Annotated in this window: 22 protein-coding genes; all 22 read left to right on the forward strand. The window is 45.9% G+C overall.

The annotated features are described in order from the left end of the window. Positions 1 to 9: 9 nt before the first annotated feature. A complete protein-coding gene (locus ACDZ28_RS31235; protein WP_375103616.1) occupies positions 10 to 999 on the forward strand; it encodes a DUF3991 domain-containing protein in 990 nt (329 codons plus the stop codon). Positions 1,000 to 1,198: 199 nt separating this feature from the next. Further along, positions 1,199 to 1,681 (forward strand): hypothetical protein, encoded by a 483-nt coding sequence (locus ACDZ28_RS31240; protein ID WP_375103617.1) that lies wholly within the window; start codon positions 1,199 to 1,201, stop codon positions 1,679 to 1,681. Continuing rightward, positions 1,662 to 2,897, forward strand: coding sequence for a MobP3 family relaxase (gene mobP3 / locus ACDZ28_RS31245; protein ID WP_375103618.1), 1,236 nt, complete (start codon positions 1,662 to 1,664; stop codon positions 2,895 to 2,897). Before ACDZ28_RS31240 ends, mobP3 begins: the two co-directional genes overlap by 20 nt. 35 nt (positions 2,898 to 2,932) lie before the next feature. After that, positions 2,933 to 3,100, forward strand: a complete 168-nt coding sequence (locus ACDZ28_RS31250) for a hypothetical protein (protein ID WP_375103619.1) — start codon at positions 2,933 to 2,935, stop codon at positions 3,098 to 3,100. Positions 3,101 to 3,106: 6 nt separating this feature from the next. After that, a complete protein-coding gene (locus ACDZ28_RS31255; protein ID WP_375103620.1) occupies positions 3,107 to 3,739 on the forward strand; it encodes a hypothetical protein in 633 nt (210 codons plus the stop codon). 23 nt (positions 3,740 to 3,762) lie between these two features. Then, positions 3,763 to 4,470, forward strand: a complete 708-nt coding sequence (locus ACDZ28_RS31260) for a hypothetical protein (protein ID WP_375103621.1) — start codon at positions 3,763 to 3,765, stop codon at positions 4,468 to 4,470. Between the two features lie 33 nt (positions 4,471 to 4,503). Further along, positions 4,504 to 5,343 carry a hypothetical protein gene (locus ACDZ28_RS31265; protein ID WP_375103622.1) on the forward strand — a complete coding sequence of 280 codons (840 nt, stop codon included), beginning with the start codon at positions 4,504 to 4,506 and terminating at the stop codon, positions 5,341 to 5,343. Beyond that, positions 5,340 to 5,855 carry a hypothetical protein gene (locus ACDZ28_RS31270; protein ID WP_375103623.1) on the forward strand — a complete coding sequence of 172 codons (516 nt, stop codon included), beginning with the start codon at positions 5,340 to 5,342 and terminating at the stop codon, positions 5,853 to 5,855. The genes ACDZ28_RS31265 and ACDZ28_RS31270 overlap by 4 nt, the downstream gene beginning before the upstream one ends. Then, positions 5,812 to 7,410 carry a VirD4-like conjugal transfer protein, CD1115 family gene (locus ACDZ28_RS31275; RefSeq protein ID WP_375105448.1) on the forward strand — a complete coding sequence of 533 codons (1,599 nt, stop codon included), beginning with the start codon at positions 5,812 to 5,814 and terminating at the stop codon, positions 7,408 to 7,410. The genes ACDZ28_RS31270 and ACDZ28_RS31275 overlap by 44 nt, the downstream gene beginning before the upstream one ends. Continuing rightward, positions 7,299 to 7,754, forward strand: a complete 456-nt coding sequence (locus ACDZ28_RS31280) for an Mbov_0395 family pilin-like conjugal transfer protein (protein WP_375103624.1) — start codon at positions 7,299 to 7,301, stop codon at positions 7,752 to 7,754. The genes ACDZ28_RS31275 and ACDZ28_RS31280 overlap by 112 nt, the downstream gene beginning before the upstream one ends. 107 nt (positions 7,755 to 7,861) lie before the next feature. After that, positions 7,862 to 8,050, forward strand: coding sequence for a DUF6133 family protein (locus ACDZ28_RS31285; RefSeq protein ID WP_375105449.1), 189 nt, complete (start codon positions 7,862 to 7,864; stop codon positions 8,048 to 8,050). 54 nt (positions 8,051 to 8,104) lie between these two features. Then, on the forward strand, positions 8,105 to 8,941 hold the full coding sequence (locus ACDZ28_RS31290) for a conjugal transfer protein TrbL family protein (protein ID WP_375103625.1): 837 nt from the start codon (positions 8,105 to 8,107) through the stop codon (positions 8,939 to 8,941). Between the two features lie 4 nt (positions 8,942 to 8,945). Continuing rightward, positions 8,946 to 9,155, forward strand: a complete 210-nt coding sequence (locus ACDZ28_RS31295) for a mercury transporter (protein ID WP_375103626.1) — start codon at positions 8,946 to 8,948, stop codon at positions 9,153 to 9,155. A 10-nt stretch (positions 9,156 to 9,165) separates the two neighbouring features. After that, positions 9,166 to 9,504, forward strand: a complete 339-nt coding sequence (locus tag ACDZ28_RS31300) for a hypothetical protein (RefSeq protein WP_375103627.1) — start codon at positions 9,166 to 9,168, stop codon at positions 9,502 to 9,504. Beyond that, a complete protein-coding gene (locus tag ACDZ28_RS31305) occupies positions 9,477 to 9,941 on the forward strand; it encodes a prepilin peptidase (protein WP_375103628.1) in 465 nt (154 codons plus the stop codon). Before ACDZ28_RS31300 ends, ACDZ28_RS31305 begins: the two co-directional genes overlap by 28 nt. A gap of 27 nt (positions 9,942 to 9,968) precedes the next feature. Continuing rightward, entirely contained in the window at positions 9,969 to 10,718 is a 750-nt protein-coding gene (gene cpaB / locus ACDZ28_RS31310; RefSeq protein WP_375103629.1) for a Flp pilus assembly protein CpaB, read from the forward strand. After that, positions 10,711 to 11,577, forward strand: coding sequence for a hypothetical protein (locus tag ACDZ28_RS31315; protein WP_375103630.1), 867 nt, complete (start codon positions 10,711 to 10,713; stop codon positions 11,575 to 11,577). The genes cpaB and ACDZ28_RS31315 overlap by 8 nt, the downstream gene beginning before the upstream one ends. Continuing rightward, the gene (locus ACDZ28_RS31320) at positions 11,574 to 12,923 is read left to right on the forward strand and encodes an ATPase, T2SS/T4P/T4SS family (RefSeq protein WP_375103631.1); all 1,350 of its coding nucleotides are present in this window, start codon (positions 11,574 to 11,576) and stop codon (positions 12,921 to 12,923) included. Before ACDZ28_RS31315 ends, ACDZ28_RS31320 begins: the two co-directional genes overlap by 4 nt. Beyond that, the gene (locus tag ACDZ28_RS31325; RefSeq protein WP_375103632.1) at positions 12,920 to 13,858 is read left to right on the forward strand and encodes a type II secretion system F family protein; all 939 of its coding nucleotides are present in this window, start codon (positions 12,920 to 12,922) and stop codon (positions 13,856 to 13,858) included. Before ACDZ28_RS31320 ends, ACDZ28_RS31325 begins: the two co-directional genes overlap by 4 nt. A gap of 15 nt (positions 13,859 to 13,873) precedes the next feature. Continuing rightward, a complete protein-coding gene (locus ACDZ28_RS31330) occupies positions 13,874 to 14,110 on the forward strand; it encodes a hypothetical protein (RefSeq protein ID WP_375103633.1) in 237 nt (78 codons plus the stop codon). After that, the gene (locus tag ACDZ28_RS31335) at positions 14,091 to 14,840 is read left to right on the forward strand and encodes a RadC family protein (protein ID WP_375103634.1); all 750 of its coding nucleotides are present in this window, start codon (positions 14,091 to 14,093) and stop codon (positions 14,838 to 14,840) included. The genes ACDZ28_RS31330 and ACDZ28_RS31335 overlap by 20 nt, the downstream gene beginning before the upstream one ends. A 15-nt stretch (positions 14,841 to 14,855) precedes the next feature. Next, the gene (locus ACDZ28_RS31340) at positions 14,856 to 15,731 is read left to right on the forward strand and encodes a secretion protein F (protein ID WP_375103635.1); all 876 of its coding nucleotides are present in this window, start codon (positions 14,856 to 14,858) and stop codon (positions 15,729 to 15,731) included. Positions 15,732 to 15,757: the final 26 nt, after the last annotated feature.

The raw sequence follows: 15,757 nt of genomic DNA on the forward strand, positions 1-15,757 counted from the left end.
AGATTTATCATGAAACCATATCCAAATTTGAAAAATAGTTATATAGCACAAGCTAATAATACCAATTTAATTGATTTTGCTAGATCCCATGGCTACACCCTCGAAAACGGCGGCCGCCGCGCACTACATGCAAAACAAAGTGGTGGCCTTTACTTTTTCAAAGACAGCAATAAGTACTATCACTTCTCCACTGATACCCACGGCGGCCCAATTGACTTTGTAATGCAATTCTGGAATATGAATTTCAAAGAAGCTGTAGCTTTTCTATTGGAGAGTGAAATTCCAGTTTTCACACCCGTGCTCCACCCGCCTCAAACAGCCGACCAGCTCATCCTCCCAGCCAAGGCATCCAACTATAGGCGAGTCGCTTGGTATCTCGTACACGTTCGAGGAATTGACTCCGAAATCATGTCCCACCTCATGCACGAAAAAAAGCTTTTCCAGCAATCCAAAACCGGAAACTGTGTTTTCATCGGACACGATCCTGATGGAATTCCAAAGTACTGTTCGATGAGAGGCAGCAATCCTAATCGTCCCTTTAAACAGGATCGAATACACTCAGATAAAAGCTATCCTTTTCACATCCCTGGTAGTGATAACAGTAAACGAGTCTACGTTTTTGAAAGCCCCATCGACGCCATGAGCCATGCCACTATCACCAAACTGAACGGGCTAGACTGGCGAGCAGATCATCGAATCTCCCTTGGTTGCTTATCAGATCATGCCTTAAAGCGCTTCCTATCCCAACACACTATTCATGAAATCATTTTCTGCTTAGATAATGACTATAACGCCACTTGTCGAGATGGCAGCCCGGCTCCCAATTGGGGACAAGAGGCTGCCTTTAAATTTGCCCATAAGTATGATCAGTTAGGATATCAGACCAGTATCCAAACGCCACACAATAAGGATTTCAATGTAGATCTGGTTTCTATGCGTCAGCCCACAACCGAAGAGAAATCACCTATTCATGAGGAGGATTGTGACTATGAGCTATAAGCTTTTTTCTCATTGGATAAGAGGACTGCCGTCCCACCACCAGAGGGCACCGCCCGATGGTGGTGGTGTAAAGGCAGGAATAGCAAAATGTCATTTTGCGAGAAAACAGCGTGGAAGCAGAGCTTCCACCGACATTTCTAGTGATTTTCGCCCGGTAAACGAATGTCGCATAAGAGTATCCTAATGGGAAGGAGATGCCATGGCACAAGCTGAGAAAACCGTACAGATCACCGTCAAGCTCCCAAAGAAACAATATGAAGCGTTGAAAAAGTACTCGGCCACCAAGCATCTCAGTATGTCAGATATCGTACGTGCCTTTATTCAAAAGGGGATGTCTGTAGATGCCTATACCGAAGAGATTGATTTCATCACTACTATTATCCGCCAGGAGATCACCATTGCCATCAATAGTTTGAGTAACCGGTTAGCCGGACTGGCTAGCAAAGACCTCATCATGTCCGCCGCCTCTTATTACTCCACCATTGCTATCATTGCGGATTTAATAGATGTGAATCGTTATACAACTTTCCGGGAGATTGAGAAGAAGGCTCGGCAGCTTGCAGTGGAATACATGAAGATGAAGCTCACTGATGTGGAGAAGCTATTCCTCTCCGGTGATGGTTTTGAGCAGGATGCTGAGCGACTACGCGGAGGCGATACCGATGTCGGCTCTGATCTATAAGCAACGCTTCTTCCACCCCAATAAGCCCAAAACCGCAGTCAGCAATTACTGTCATATTGGTTATATCGCCACCCGTCCCGGTGCAGTTCGGCATGATGCGAAAAACCATGGTCTATTTGGAAAACTAAGGCCCGGCGAGATGCAGATATTTGATTCCTGGCAAGAAGTGGCGCGAACTGTCCGAGATATTTCGCAGCAAGGCAAAAACATGTATCGTGGCATTATTTCTTTCCGCAAAGAAACTGCAATGGAACTAGGACTATCAAACTTCACGGCATGGCAGCAGTACATGGAGCAGCACATTGCCACACTTGCAGCTCAAAACCAGATTAAAACAGAGAACCTCAGCTGGGCTGCCGCCCTTCATAACGAAATGGATCATCCCCATCTTCATGTGGTGTTCTGGGACAGGAAACAAGAAATCATGAAGAACTTCACTTCCCCCGAAGTCCCCAACCGCATTCGAAAACAGTTGATTAAAGACACGTTCGCTTATAAAATCAAACAGTTTATTGCCATGCGGGATCAGGCCAAATCCGGAGTATCCGAGATTACCGATCAATTGGTATCAGAATTTGAGAACTATCTGAAGCAGTTGAATCCCAAAGCATTTCGAGCATTCCAGCAGCAGTTCGAAATTGACGATGAAGACTCTCTTCTCCACTTTCCTAAACATCATTTGGTGGAGCCCTCTTCTGTCAAGAAGTTGGCTGAACAGCTTTTTCAATTGCGTCAACAAATGCCGAAATTCGGAAGACTTGCGTACAAGCTGTTGCCTCCTGAATCGACAACACCGCTGGATAAGTTTGTACAGAACATCTTGCAAGAGAATCGTTATCTGGCTCAGATGGTAGATGATTACGTCGAGGCCAAAATGAACCTGGCTATGCTTTATGATTCTAATCCAGATCATTTGAACAGGCAGCGTGCTAAGTATCAGGCTGAAGCAGAAAAACGTATCGCCAACCGCATCCTCTCCACGGTTCGCACCATCATCCAGCTAGAGAAGGATGCCAGCTTTAATATCAAACAAGCTAATTGGCAGTATGCCATGACAGAGCAATTAGTGCTTGAGCTGCTTAACCTGATGGAAGGCTTGGCGATGAATGCTCAGATGGATTACGACGACAAAAGCAAGCTAATGGGCGGTGACTTTTCGAAGCAGGCTAAGAAAGAACGGTTTCTTCGAAATAAGGATAAAGGATTCGATAGGTAGTGTGAGTCTCCAACCACATCGAAGGGAATGATCAAATGTTTTTTACCAATGGAAAGCTGCAATCGTTTGAGAAACTGATGCGTCAAACTCCACGGAAGCATCGACCACCTTCAGAGGACAAACCGAATCAACAACCTCAAGTAATTCCTTCTCAGGAGAATCCATCTCAGCTCAAGGAGCAATCGGCCAGTGGAGATCAATAATCGAGAATGAAAGAGGTGCTGGAAGCAGAACTCTCCCGTTTGGGTTTGAATATCCAGCGTGAATCGTCCTCCGTTCTCTCTGTTCTTCAAAAGAACGACCCTATCGCATTTATTCATCAGAATGGTGAAATTCATTATCCAGCTAATGCCGAAGCTGCACTTGCTCACCAGATTCCAAGCATTGTCGGAAAGGTCTGGGAGATAGAACGCAGCTATCGTAATGCTGTCCAGCTTGGAATCTCCAGTTTGAGCAGTTACCGCAGTATGCTGGAATATAACTATCATGTATTAGCAGGCCGTTACGATGGGGACGGTGAGTTTCGCTTTGTTACGTGGGAGATGAATAACGAGCGGACTGGATTTACCATGGGCCATTATTTTTATCGCAATGAATATGAGAAGGCTAAGGACGATTTTCTAATGCGAAGTGGATTACTCGACAAGGGTAGATTGTTTGAAACCGATCAGCTCAGTTCGTTTTACGCGGCCCTCCTCTATCGTAGCATTAATGATTCCACACTAGGGTATAACGAAAAACAATCCATTGACCATCTTCTAAAGAAAATTGAGTCACTGACTCCCCATTCTCTAAATCCCCTTCAATCGCCACTTCAAGCTGAACTGGATCACGAACAGTAGCCTTCTTGAAAGGTGTGCCTCAAATGAAAAGTAAAAGCGAATTTTATAAAAGCTTTTTTGCTGCCCTATCCCAGCAAGGGATTGAGGTTCGGCGTTCCACATCCGCGGACTATTTAGCAGATCTATATCAGAAGGATCAGATCATTGCCTTCTATACACGGATGGACAGCATTGAACGCAATCCTTTTGTTACTGTCTCAGATCGTCTTATGAGCAGCATTTCAGACCTGGCACGGAAAACAGCCTTGCAGCTAGGTGTTTGTACCGAAAAGCCATACACCGATAAGGATGAGAAGATCACAAACGGTGTCTACAAGCTTAGTGAATACGGGGATGTCATTCTTGCTTGCAAACATCATCCTCTATTCGAATATGTGTTTTCGACCTACCGTCTTGCGCCAGAGAATGGAATACCGGTACAACGCCAATATTTTTATGACAGAAATGAAGCAATGGAGAACTTTGCAGTCCGCAGCGGCCTGGTAGATGGTAAGAAACTATTCAGCGAAAATGAGATTATTCTCATTCATGATGAGATGGTCAAATTCCTCATAAGTCCCAACGACAAGACTATGGAGCAATTCGAACAGGTCCAGATCCTGATCGACCGATTGGAGGAACTACTGCCCGAGCTTAAAGATCGGGAAATCCACCTGAACTACGAACATGAATTTAGTCATGACTTTGACGGTAACTCGGAGACGCTCGAAATTACCGAAGATGCTCGGTAACAACTCATCTTTGTTATAAAAGGAAGTGAGTTCATGCCTCAGCCCGAAAGCTCGATATGGGGTAATATTTTAACCTGCGCGGAAATTGGCCTGCATGTGTACGGCATGATGGCCGAACACAATAGCGGCATTGTTGTGGATGCTGATTATGCCAAAGAAGTACTCAGTGAAGAAGCGTTGCATGCTGGAGAGTCACAAGGTGATCATATCTATTTCGACGACGCCAAAAGTATCATTCCTGCTTATGAACTGCTCAAGAAAGATGCAATTACGGATCCGGAATTCAAAGAATGGTGCGGCTCGCCAGAAAAGTTGGCCCAGGATGGAGAGTTTTTTGCTCCGGAGTATTTTGGAGGAATGACCCCACCAGCAACTACACCATGGGGAGACATTACGGAGAGCCAAGAGTTCTACAATGGTATTTCCATGGTGAATCATGACGGAGAGTGGGCACTCGCGGTTCATCAAACGATCGCAAAGCACTGTCTGTCGGAGATGGCACAAGAGGTAGCAGCTGGTCAAGAAAACTATCTCTTTTATCCACTCGATGCTTGCTCCATTCCGGTTTATGAATTGTCCGCTTCTCACCCTGCTATGCTGGAACAAATTATCAACGAAGATAGCCTGGTGCATACCCTATGCGAGGACCATCCCGTCTATGTAACGATGCATAATCTTCATGTTGAAGAATGGGGCCGTATTTATGATCAGCCGGCACCCAGATCACTCTTTCTACAAATACAGCTGGATCAGGAAGCCCGCTTCCCTACTCCAGAACAGTATGATAACTTCCAACAATTCCATCAAGATTCTATCTCCCTGAGAGAACGACCTGATAATTTTTTTGAACCCACAGAGGAGCCTGAGTGGTGAAAACGAAACAAAGGCTGCTGCTTTGCACGCTTTTAATAACTATCGGTTCCATCTTTAATCTCTTCTTTTCTACGGCCCTGCATGGTGCCTTATCCGGTTCAACTTCAACCCTCACTGTCCCCTCCCTAAATACAAGCCTAGGTAGTCTTATTTCTAGCAGAGTTCACTTTCTGCTCTTTCTTTGTCTTCAAGGATTTACTTTACTCCTGTCCGCTCTCTTTATCGCCTCCAATAACCGGCCTTATCAAAGTAAACTGAAGCAAATTGCACCCGGGATTGAAACACCTGTAGTGGTGGGACAAAATCAGCATGGTTCCGCACGATGGCTCCTAGAAGAGGAATGGGCTGATGCCTTCGACTGCGAATTGCTCGATCTGCATCATCCCTATATTCGCCATTTGATTCATTCCGGTTACGACGACCTGCATTTCCGACAAACCGATCTGAAGGAGGACTTTCACCGTGAGAATGCTTCATCCGAAGTCTATTCCGAAAGTGAACACCGCGATTAACCATCCTCGCCCAACTGCAGCACCACCTCTGATCAAATCTGGTGGTATTGTCCTAGGATTACAACAAGCGCGAAGTCAGGAGCGTCTTTTCTTTATAGGGGACGATGTTCATTCTCTCTGTATCGGCGCGACACGCAGCGGGAAATCTCGAACAGTGGTCCTTCAATCCATCGGACTCTTAGCATTAGCCGGAGAGTCATTGGTTATCTCTGATCCGAAAGCAGAGCTATTTCATTATAGTAGCGTCCTGCTGGAGAAGCTGGGTTATGAAGTATTTGCTCTCGATTTCCGCCATCCGGAAAAGAGCCACCATTACAATCTGCTTCAGCCTATCATTGACGCGACGCTGGCTGGAGACCAAGAGCAAGCAGAAATGCTCGCTTGGGACATGACGAACGTGCTGGTAGGCAAAGCTCAGGGTGAAAAAATCTGGACCAACGGAGAAATGTCGGTCATCGCCGCCTCGATCCTCAGTGTCGTGTGGGATAACGCCAAGCGCCCGGAGTTTCAAAATATGACCAATGTCTATTGGTTTCTAGCGGAGATGAACAAACAAATCGGCAACAAAACACCGATGCAGGAGTACATTAAACGGTTGCCTCAGAATCATCCTGCTCGGGCTCTGCTCAGCATCTCCGACATTGCTCCCTCCCGCACCAAAGGTAGTTTCTATACCTCAGCGTTGACCACATTGCGCCTCTTCACTTCCAAATCCATTTATGCCATCACACACAAAAGCGACTTTTCTTTAGCCGACATCGGCAATAAGAAACAGGCGCTTTTTATTATCCTCCCCGATGAGAAGACAACCTTTTATCCTGTGGCTTCGCTTATGGTATCACAGTTGTACGAACTATTAACTACCGAAGCAGACAATCGTGGAGGACGCTTAAAACAACGGGTCAATTTTATCCTTGATGAGTTTGGTAACTTTACGCCCATTGCCGATTTCACAAATAAGTTGACGGTTGGCGGAGGGCGTGGAATGCGCTTTAACCTATTTCTACAGAGTTTCGAACAATTAAAAGAAAAATACGACGACCATGTAGCCAATACGATCAAATCCAATTGTCAGACTTGGATATATCTACAGGCTGACGATTTAGAGACGCTGCGGGAAGTCAGTGAGAAACTTGGGACATATACAACGTCCAGTTACCAGTTATCTGCATCACATGGCAAATATTCGACTCCAAGCACCTCACACAGCTTAAATCTGCTTGAGCGCAAGTTGTTAACGGTAGACGAGGTGCACCGTGTCTCACGCCCTTATCAGATTGTGCTATCTCGTTCCCACCCAGCAATGATGTATTCTCCCGATCTATCCTCTTGGGTATTTAACGCGATGATGGGCCTTGGAGACAAGGAGCACAATCGCAAAGTGAGAGAAGAACGAGAAACGCGGCGAATCGTACGAACGAATACGAATGAGGAGGTGAAACTTTGGAACATTTGGATCTACTATCAGAAAGATATCACCCGGCAGATGGCCGAACAACGGCAACAAGCAGCCGCTCAAAGCGGATTCTTCCCTCCGGGTTCAGACGACGATTAAGGTCCGGCCGCTTCTCTTCGGTTATACGAACTGCAGCAGCCGTACTATTTACTCTTTACTACAATTGGATTGAATCCGCATCCGTTTATGCTTCCGGCGACATTAAAGGTAGCAAGCTGGTGACCGGGACCGAGAAATTAATTGGCGATGTCACAACTTGGTTGATGATTCTGGCTCCTGTAGTTTCCGGTTTGCTCATTGTTTATTTTAGTATCCGGCGCTCTGCCGCTGATGAGATGGACACCAAAAAGTGGAGCAACCGTATCATTGTTGCCGTTGTATCCTGCATTGGCGCGGTACTCGGCGCAGCCACCCTTAATATCATTATTGGCTACTACAAGTAAAGCAAGCTTGCTAACCATAGCAGGCTCTTTTCTATGCTCACACTGAATTCTGGAGGTTATGAATAATGAAAAAATGGATGAAGGCTTTACCGAAGAAATTTGCTCACATGGGGAGCAATGCAAAGACAGTAATTAGCAACCGACGCGGGGAAGGTTTTGTGGATACGGCAGTAAAAATCCTGATGGCAGTTGTGATTGGTGCACTCGTGCTAGGCGGTCTGTATCTGTTGTTTGAAGGAACGATCTTGCCTACACTCACTCAGCGAATCAAGGAAATGTTCAACTACAAAGGTTAAGCAGCCTTCATAGGAAGCGGCGGTCACGCCGCTTCTCTTAGAAAGGAGGAACAGATGGAGAAGATCTTACTGCTGCTCGTCGTTGCTCTGCTTAACGGGGCGTTGATTTACATGGACACTTTGTTAAAAGACATCCTCCCCATCTCCTTGTATGCAGAGAAATATATGACCCTCACAACCGGTACGAATCTACTGGAAAGCTTGTACGATATTTTATTTGGCTTTGGAGTTGCAGTGATGATTCTCAAATTTCTGAAAAAGGGCTTTGAGATTTATGTCCTGTGGACCGATGGGGATCCGGATGAAGAACCGCTGTTTCTACTGACCAATTTTTTCAGGGCAATGGCTGTTGCCATTTGTTTTCCCACCATCTATACCTGGATCGGTCAAATGGTCGAAGAGCTAACCAATCAGTTACTGGTCGTCATAGGACAATCGACCGACTACAACTGGCAGGCATGGGTTAACAGCATCAGCTCACTCGGACTTGTGACCGCTCTATTCGGATTGGTCTTCGTGGTTTGTTTCTTCATCCTGTATTTCCAGTTTCTAATGCGCGGACTCGAAATGTTTATCCTTCGTGTTGGCATTCCGCTAGCCTGCGCTGGATTACTGGATAATGACCGTGGTGTGTTCCGTGCCTATACCCAGAAATTTGTGCAATCCATGTTGACGGTAGTCATTCAAATCGCCTTAGCCAAATTAGGTGTGGGGCTGATGCTGCAATCCCATGTCTTCTGGGGCTTAGCTTGTATGATGCTCGCGATCAAGACACCACGTTTCCTCTCCGATTTCTTGATTACAACAGGTGGCGGTGGAGGGGTTGTAAACAATGTCTATCACTCCGTCAAACTCATAGGCATGGTCCGCAAAATGACGAAGGCCGGGTGACTGAATGGATACCCTGGAGGAGTTGGCACAAGCTCTTATCGCCTTAATCCGTCTTGGCTGCGCCTGTCGCTTGGTGTATTGCATGGTACGTCTGGCTGGGGCTGATGAGGAAGCAACGAAATACAAGAAGCGTAGCCGAAACGTAGTACTGTTTTACATTCTTGCCGAAAGCATCTGGCAGGTGAAAGATATCATTTTGTTCTATTACCAATAGGAGGTCTGAGATGACTCAAGAATCGCAAACGTTGTATATTCCGATGGGTGTGAAGCCAGAAGCCGAATGGTTTCCCGGTTTTGGCAAACAGCAATTAGGTCAGGCTTTTATCGGTTCACTCCTCACTGTACTTCTGGCGCTATTACTCTGGCTGATCAATGGCAGTGTGCCTATGGCCTTAGTTACTTTCTTAACCGGTGTTTCCGCCTCTGTGATGATGACCACGAAAGACCGAAATAATCTGTCTGTTCTCGATCAAGTACGCTTTATGGTTCACTTTGCCAAAAGCCAAAAGGTATATCCCTATAGGAGTCTACCTGAATGGCCGTGGCAGGAGAAGCAACCTTGAGTCTGTTCCTAAATATCATCCTTCTGAAAGGTTTACTTCTTACCTTGCTCCTGACTTATGCCAGCATTCAGGATGTGAAAACTCGCCAGATCCCTGATTCTCTTTCCGTAGTTATTACCACTCTAGGATTCATACACTTCTCTCCTCTTTTTTCCTTATCCGGGATGCTCCTTACTGGCATACCGTACCTTGTTGCGGCTGTAATCTCCAAAGGCAAGCTCGGAGGCGGTGATATCAAACTTATGGCAGCCTGTGGCTTTGTGCTAGGTCCTGTAGGTGGCACGATTCAAAGCATCATTGGATTAACACTTGTTCTATTCACTGCTGCAGGTATCGGCATCAAATCCGGTTATCAATCTGCTAAACAAACTTCTCTGCCGCTGGCTCCCTTTTTATCTGCCGGCGGTCTTTTTGCGTTTATCATGCTCCAACTCTAAACCCTTCCACAGGAGGTTTTGTCTCTTATGCACAGATTTAAAAATCGTTCAGTATTAGGAGCAACTTGTATTCTACTCTCCCTCATCATTTGTTTTGGTATTGCACCACTCTTAAACCGTGCAGCCAGCAATACCACTCCAATCATCCGTATTACCAAGGATGTTGCCAAAGGCTCAATAATTCAGTCTGAACAGGTAGAAACCGTTGAGGTAGGAAAGCTCCATTTGCCTGAAGCTGTTCTCAAAGCGACAGAGACCGTCGTTGGACAATATGCGGCGGTGGATCTCAAAAGCGGCGACTATTTGCTCCCTGCCAAGTTATCTGCTGTTCCACTAGATGCTTACCTCAATCGACTGGATGGGCATAAACAAGCCTTGTCCGTCACAATTAAAAGCCTTGCAGCAGGATTATCCGGAAAACTTCAACCTGGAGATATCGTGACTTTAATCGCTTCAGATTACGGAGAAATGCGCACGACTACGATGCCTCCAGAACTACAGTATGTTGAAATATTGGCTGTCACTGCAAGCAGCGGACTGGACGCCCAAACAAGTACTAACGTCACCGCTGAAGACGATGAGGAAAATGAACTCCCTTCGACCCTAACCTTACTTGTCCAACCGCAGCAGGCTCAACTTTTAGCCGATCTTGAGAATAAAGCTAAGCTGCATACGTCCCTCGTGTACCGCGGAGACCCTGTTACCGCCAAAGCTTTTACCGACAAACAAGATGCTTACTTTACAGCCCCGCAAAAGAAAGGAGAGGCAAATGAGTAATAAACCGTTGATCGCTGTTTGGGGCAATCCCGGTAGCGGCAAGACCGTAACGACGATCAAGCTGGCTAAAGCTTTTGCCGCTAAAAAGAAGAATGTTCTGATTCTTTGCTGCGATGCCCTTTGCCCCTCCGCTTCCATAATCCTGCCGCAAGCTGCCAAGCAACAACGCTCCCTAGGCGAACTGCTCAGTTTGCCTGCGTTGACTCAAGAAGAATTACTACGGTTTGCTCTACCACTGGATGGTTTTCCTCATATTGCTTTAATTGGTTACAAAAAAGGGGACACCGCTTTTACGTATGCTTCTTACGATAGAGAACGTGCTGTCGATCTCCTAACATTAGCAAGACATCTGGCAGATGTGATATTGGTTGATTGCTCCAGCTATCTGTCCGCCGATCCCCTTTCCACGGTAGCACTCGAACTGGCCGATACCGTCTATCGGCTGCATAGTTGTGAGCTGAAAAGCCTGATGTTCTATGCTTCCTATTTACCATTGTTGACGGATAGACGGTTTCGCCGTTCTTTGAATGTTTCTGTACTTTCCAATGTTAAAGCAGGGCAAGACGAACGGGAATACAGTCAAGTTTTCGGAGGTATTGAGGTAACCCTTCCCTATGTGACAGAACTAGAGCAACAAACGTCAGATGCACGGCTGCTCGATGATTTGTCTGGCAAAGAAGCAAAGACATATCTCAGTCGCGTTGAACATTTAATTCAACTCGCTTTAACGGAAGAACATCAGCACATTGCGAAATCAAAAGATAAATCTTCTATAATTTCAACCCGTAATGCGACGATCTTAAATCTCCTCGATTGGCTGAAATCACTCCTACCAAAACGCCGAGGTGATGGTCAATGAATCAAGCTTCTTCACTATTTTTCTCTGCTACTCAGTCCAAGCCCTTTACGGATGTGTTAAAGGAAGTTCAGACTTATCTTTCCGGGAAATATGCCACACTGATGAGCCACCATCCTGAGGAACAAAAACAGCAGATCATTTCCTATATGAGTCAATATCTAACCGACCAACGGCTACATGTGCCAGGACTGACATTCGATGAATTAATCAATCGACTGTATGCCGAGATGGTGGAGTATTCTTTTTTGACTCGTTATCTCTTTTCAAGAGATGTCGAGGAAATCAATATCAATAGCTACAATGATGTGAAAATCAGCTATACGGATGGACGAATACTCCCCGCTGAAGAACAGTTTTCTTCACCAGAGCATGCGGTGGATGTCATTCGGCGACTTCTGCATCAATCCGGTATGATCCTCGACTATTCTCAGCCCATTGTCCGGGGCCATCTGGCCAACAATATTCGCATTACCGTATTCGGTGCTCCCATTACAGATAAAGATAAAGGGATTGCTGCTTCTATACGGATCATTAACCCTCAGAAGTTAGCCCGAGAGGATTTTATTCAGAATGAAACAGCGACCGCGGAAATGCTGGACTTCCTTAGCATCTGTCTAAGGTATGGGTTATCCATGTGCGTCACTGGAGCCACCGGCAGCGGGAAAACAACCTTGATGAGCTGGCTGCTATCCACGATCCCCTTTGACAAACGTATCTTCACTATTGAGAATGATTGCCGTGAGTTTGATCTGGTCATTACCGACGAAAACGGCCGAGTTCTGAACAATGTGGTGCATACTGTGACACGCTCCAGCGAAGACCCCCGCCAGCATATCGATCAGGAAAAACTTCTGGAATTCGCCCTGACTGCAAACCCCGATATTATTTGCGTCGGAGAAATGAAATCTGCTGAAGCTTTTGCTTCTCAAGAAGCAGCTCGAACTGGTCATACCGTGATTACCACTACCCATGCGAATTCTTGTTTTGCTACCTATTACCGGATGGTGACGCTCTGTACCCAGAAATATGATATGAATGACCAGACCCTGTACAACCTGGTAACAGAAGCCTTTCCACTCATTTTGTTTGTGAAGAAACTTGAGGACAATACCCGCAGGATGATGGAAATCACAGAATGCTGCATACTCCCAGATGGTCAGCGTGTCATTCATACGCTATTCCGGTTTGCCGTCCATGCTACTTACGAAGAAGCCGGCCGTATTTGCATCGACGGCGCTTATGAGAAGGTTAGTGACATTTCCATCGGCCTACAGAAACGGTTGCTCGAAAACGGTTTGCCCTTATCTTCATTGCATCGCTTGCTATCCGGAGGTGAAGCCTCATGACGTTTATGCTGCTGTTAGCCTCTATCGGTTTAACTGCAGGCTGCATGTTGATCTTTCAACTCACTCCTTACACATTAGCCCAAGAACTCTCCGAACTACTCTCCCATTTGTCTATTCGAAATCAAACATTAGCAAAACGGATCCGTGCTGTTCAGCACCCAAAGAAACTTAAAGGCTGGCGAGCTACAGTACATGAAGCCCAAGCCATTCTAGAACAGACGGGTCATAGTCAACGTTTTGGTTTGCTTATCGCCGGTTCCATTTCCTTAGCAATTATCGGAGCTATGCTGGCAATCCTCCTGAACAACTTGTGGTTGTTACCCGTAATGGCTGGGGGATTTGCCCTACTCCCTTTTTGGAGTGTCTTGTTCAGCTCTACCTTCTACAAGAAGCAGCTTGGTAGTGAACTAGAAACGGCTCTCTCCATCATTACCACCTCCTACCTGCGCAACGAGAATATTCTGGCAGCGATTGAAGAAAATCTCCCTTACTTGAATCCTCCCGTAGCAGACGTATTTCAAGCGTTCCTAGCTGAAACGAAACTGATTCATGCCAACCTCAGACTGGCGATTCTACAGCTTAAAGGACGGATTAATAATACCGTCTTTCAAGAGTGGTGTGATGCCCTGATTGCCTGTCAGGATGATCGAACGTTGAAATCCACACTCATGCCCATTGTCGCCAAATTGTCCGATATGCGTGTTGTCTCGGCGGAGCTTGACTATTTACTCTATGAGCCGTTAAAAGAATTTCTAACCATGGCTATCCTACTCGTCGGCAATATTCCCTTACTTTATTTTCTGAATCGCGACTGGTTCCATACATTGACTACCAGCACTCCTGGGCATATCGTGCTTTCAATCTGCGCATTGGCATTGTTTGTCTCACTGGCAGCAGTCATCCGGCTTACACGTCCTCTGGAATACAAACGGTAAGAAAGGAGAAATCAAATGCACGATTCTATTCGGTTACTAGGCAATTTGATTGAGGCATCCCCGCAAGAGCAGATCATCTTACAATCCCTGATTGAGGAATATGGGTTCCATAACTTTTGGGACCGGTTTGAGGAAGAGGAACTGTCTGACGATTTGAAAAGCAAGCTGCAGGCAGTAAAGAAGATCTTACATGCATTGGAGCCAGTCCCATCTCCTGAAGGGAGCGAATTCGATGGGCCAAGACTCTCTTGATAAGAGAATGGTCAAGGAATATATCCAATCCCTTCATCAGTTAACGGGAATTCCACTCGAAAAATTAGAGAACTATGGAAATACCAATAATCTAACGAATGCTCTGGAGCATCCCCATTCCCTGGAACTCACTTCAATGCAATTACAAAAAGTTGAGCAACTTAATGAATTCCTCATCTCTCACCGTGTTCTGCAGTGGGAAGTGGAGAATACACAGCGAAAAATCACCTCTCCAGAGCTGGCAGGAAGCTACTTCTCCGCATTTTTACATGGGCTACGGGACCGAGAACGCTTCATGGTCGCCTTCTTAGATAATGGTAACCATGTGATTGAAACACGGATTATTTCTGAAGGTGGTCTCACTGAGGCTCCTGTGTACCCCCGCAATATTTTAAAGACTGCGCTAAATTGTGACTGTACATCCATCATTATGGCGCATAACCATCCGGGCGGGAGCCTGAAGCCATCCTGGGAAGATATAGAGATGACCAAACGAATGGTTGCGATCTTTGAACCGCTTCATATTAGAATTTTGGATCACATCATTATTGGTAATGCAGGCTTTACTTCATTGACACAGATGGGGAAATTGCCGAAATCAGCTGAGGAGGCGATTAGTTATGAGGCCATCACCCTCAAAAGTCTGGAGGAAGTCGAACCGTATATTCACGCTCCTTATCCGGAGCCTGCATGGGATGGTGTAGTGCGTGAGGAAGAATGGGAGCGCTAATGGAGGTGATTGTCTATGATGTCCAGATTACTAATGTTCATTGGTTTGTTTTTCGCTGCTGGATCTTATCTCGTTATCACAGACCTGATTAAACTTCCTACACTTGCTGCCTCAAAGGCAGTCATTCAGGTCGCACGAACTGGGAAGAAAAACAGTTCTACCTTCGATGCTCTCATCTTTCGTATGTCTTCCTGGCTAGCTCCTAAGCTTCGACTAAGCGATTACTTTAGACGTAAAACGGCTGCAACCCTTCAGTCAGCTGGCATTCCACTAACCCCACAAGCCTATGTAGCTCATTCAATTGTAAAAGCGGGTTTAATTTTTGGTGGAGGATTAGTGAGTCTGCCAATTTTACCGCTGATTTCACCACTCTTTATCTTTTTAGCAATCACTGTATTCTTCAAAAACATAAGTGCGGCAAGTGAATCCGTTCGCAAAAAGAGAGAAGACATTGAAGCTGAACTCCCCCGGTTTGTAGCCACTATCGCGCAGGAGCTTAAAGCTACTAGAGACGTGCTGCGGATGCTTGAGGTCTACGCCAAGAATGCCGGGAGCAGCTTGCAGAGCGAATTATTTATCACTATAGCGGATATAAAGAGCGGCAATCAGGAGACGGCACTGCTGAGGCTCGAGACACGTATTGGCAGCACGATGTTATCAGATATTGTACGGGGGTTGCTAGCCGTATTGCGTGGTGATCAGGGAGTTGTCTATTTTGAAATGCTCGCACATGACTTCAAATTGGTAGAGATTCAGCGTGTCAAGCTTATTGCAATGAAGCGTCCAGGCAAAGTACGCAAGTATTCATTCTATATGCTCGGATGCTTTATGTTAATGTACATTGTCATTTTGGGCATGGAGATCATGAGAGCGATGGGCAAGTTATTCTGATGCATACCATCCAGAAGGAAGGGAGG

The sequence above is a fragment of the Paenibacillus sp. RS8 genome, from assembly GCF_041956825.1.
Classification (GTDB): domain Bacteria; phylum Bacillota; class Bacilli; order Paenibacillales; family Paenibacillaceae; genus Paenibacillus_AQ.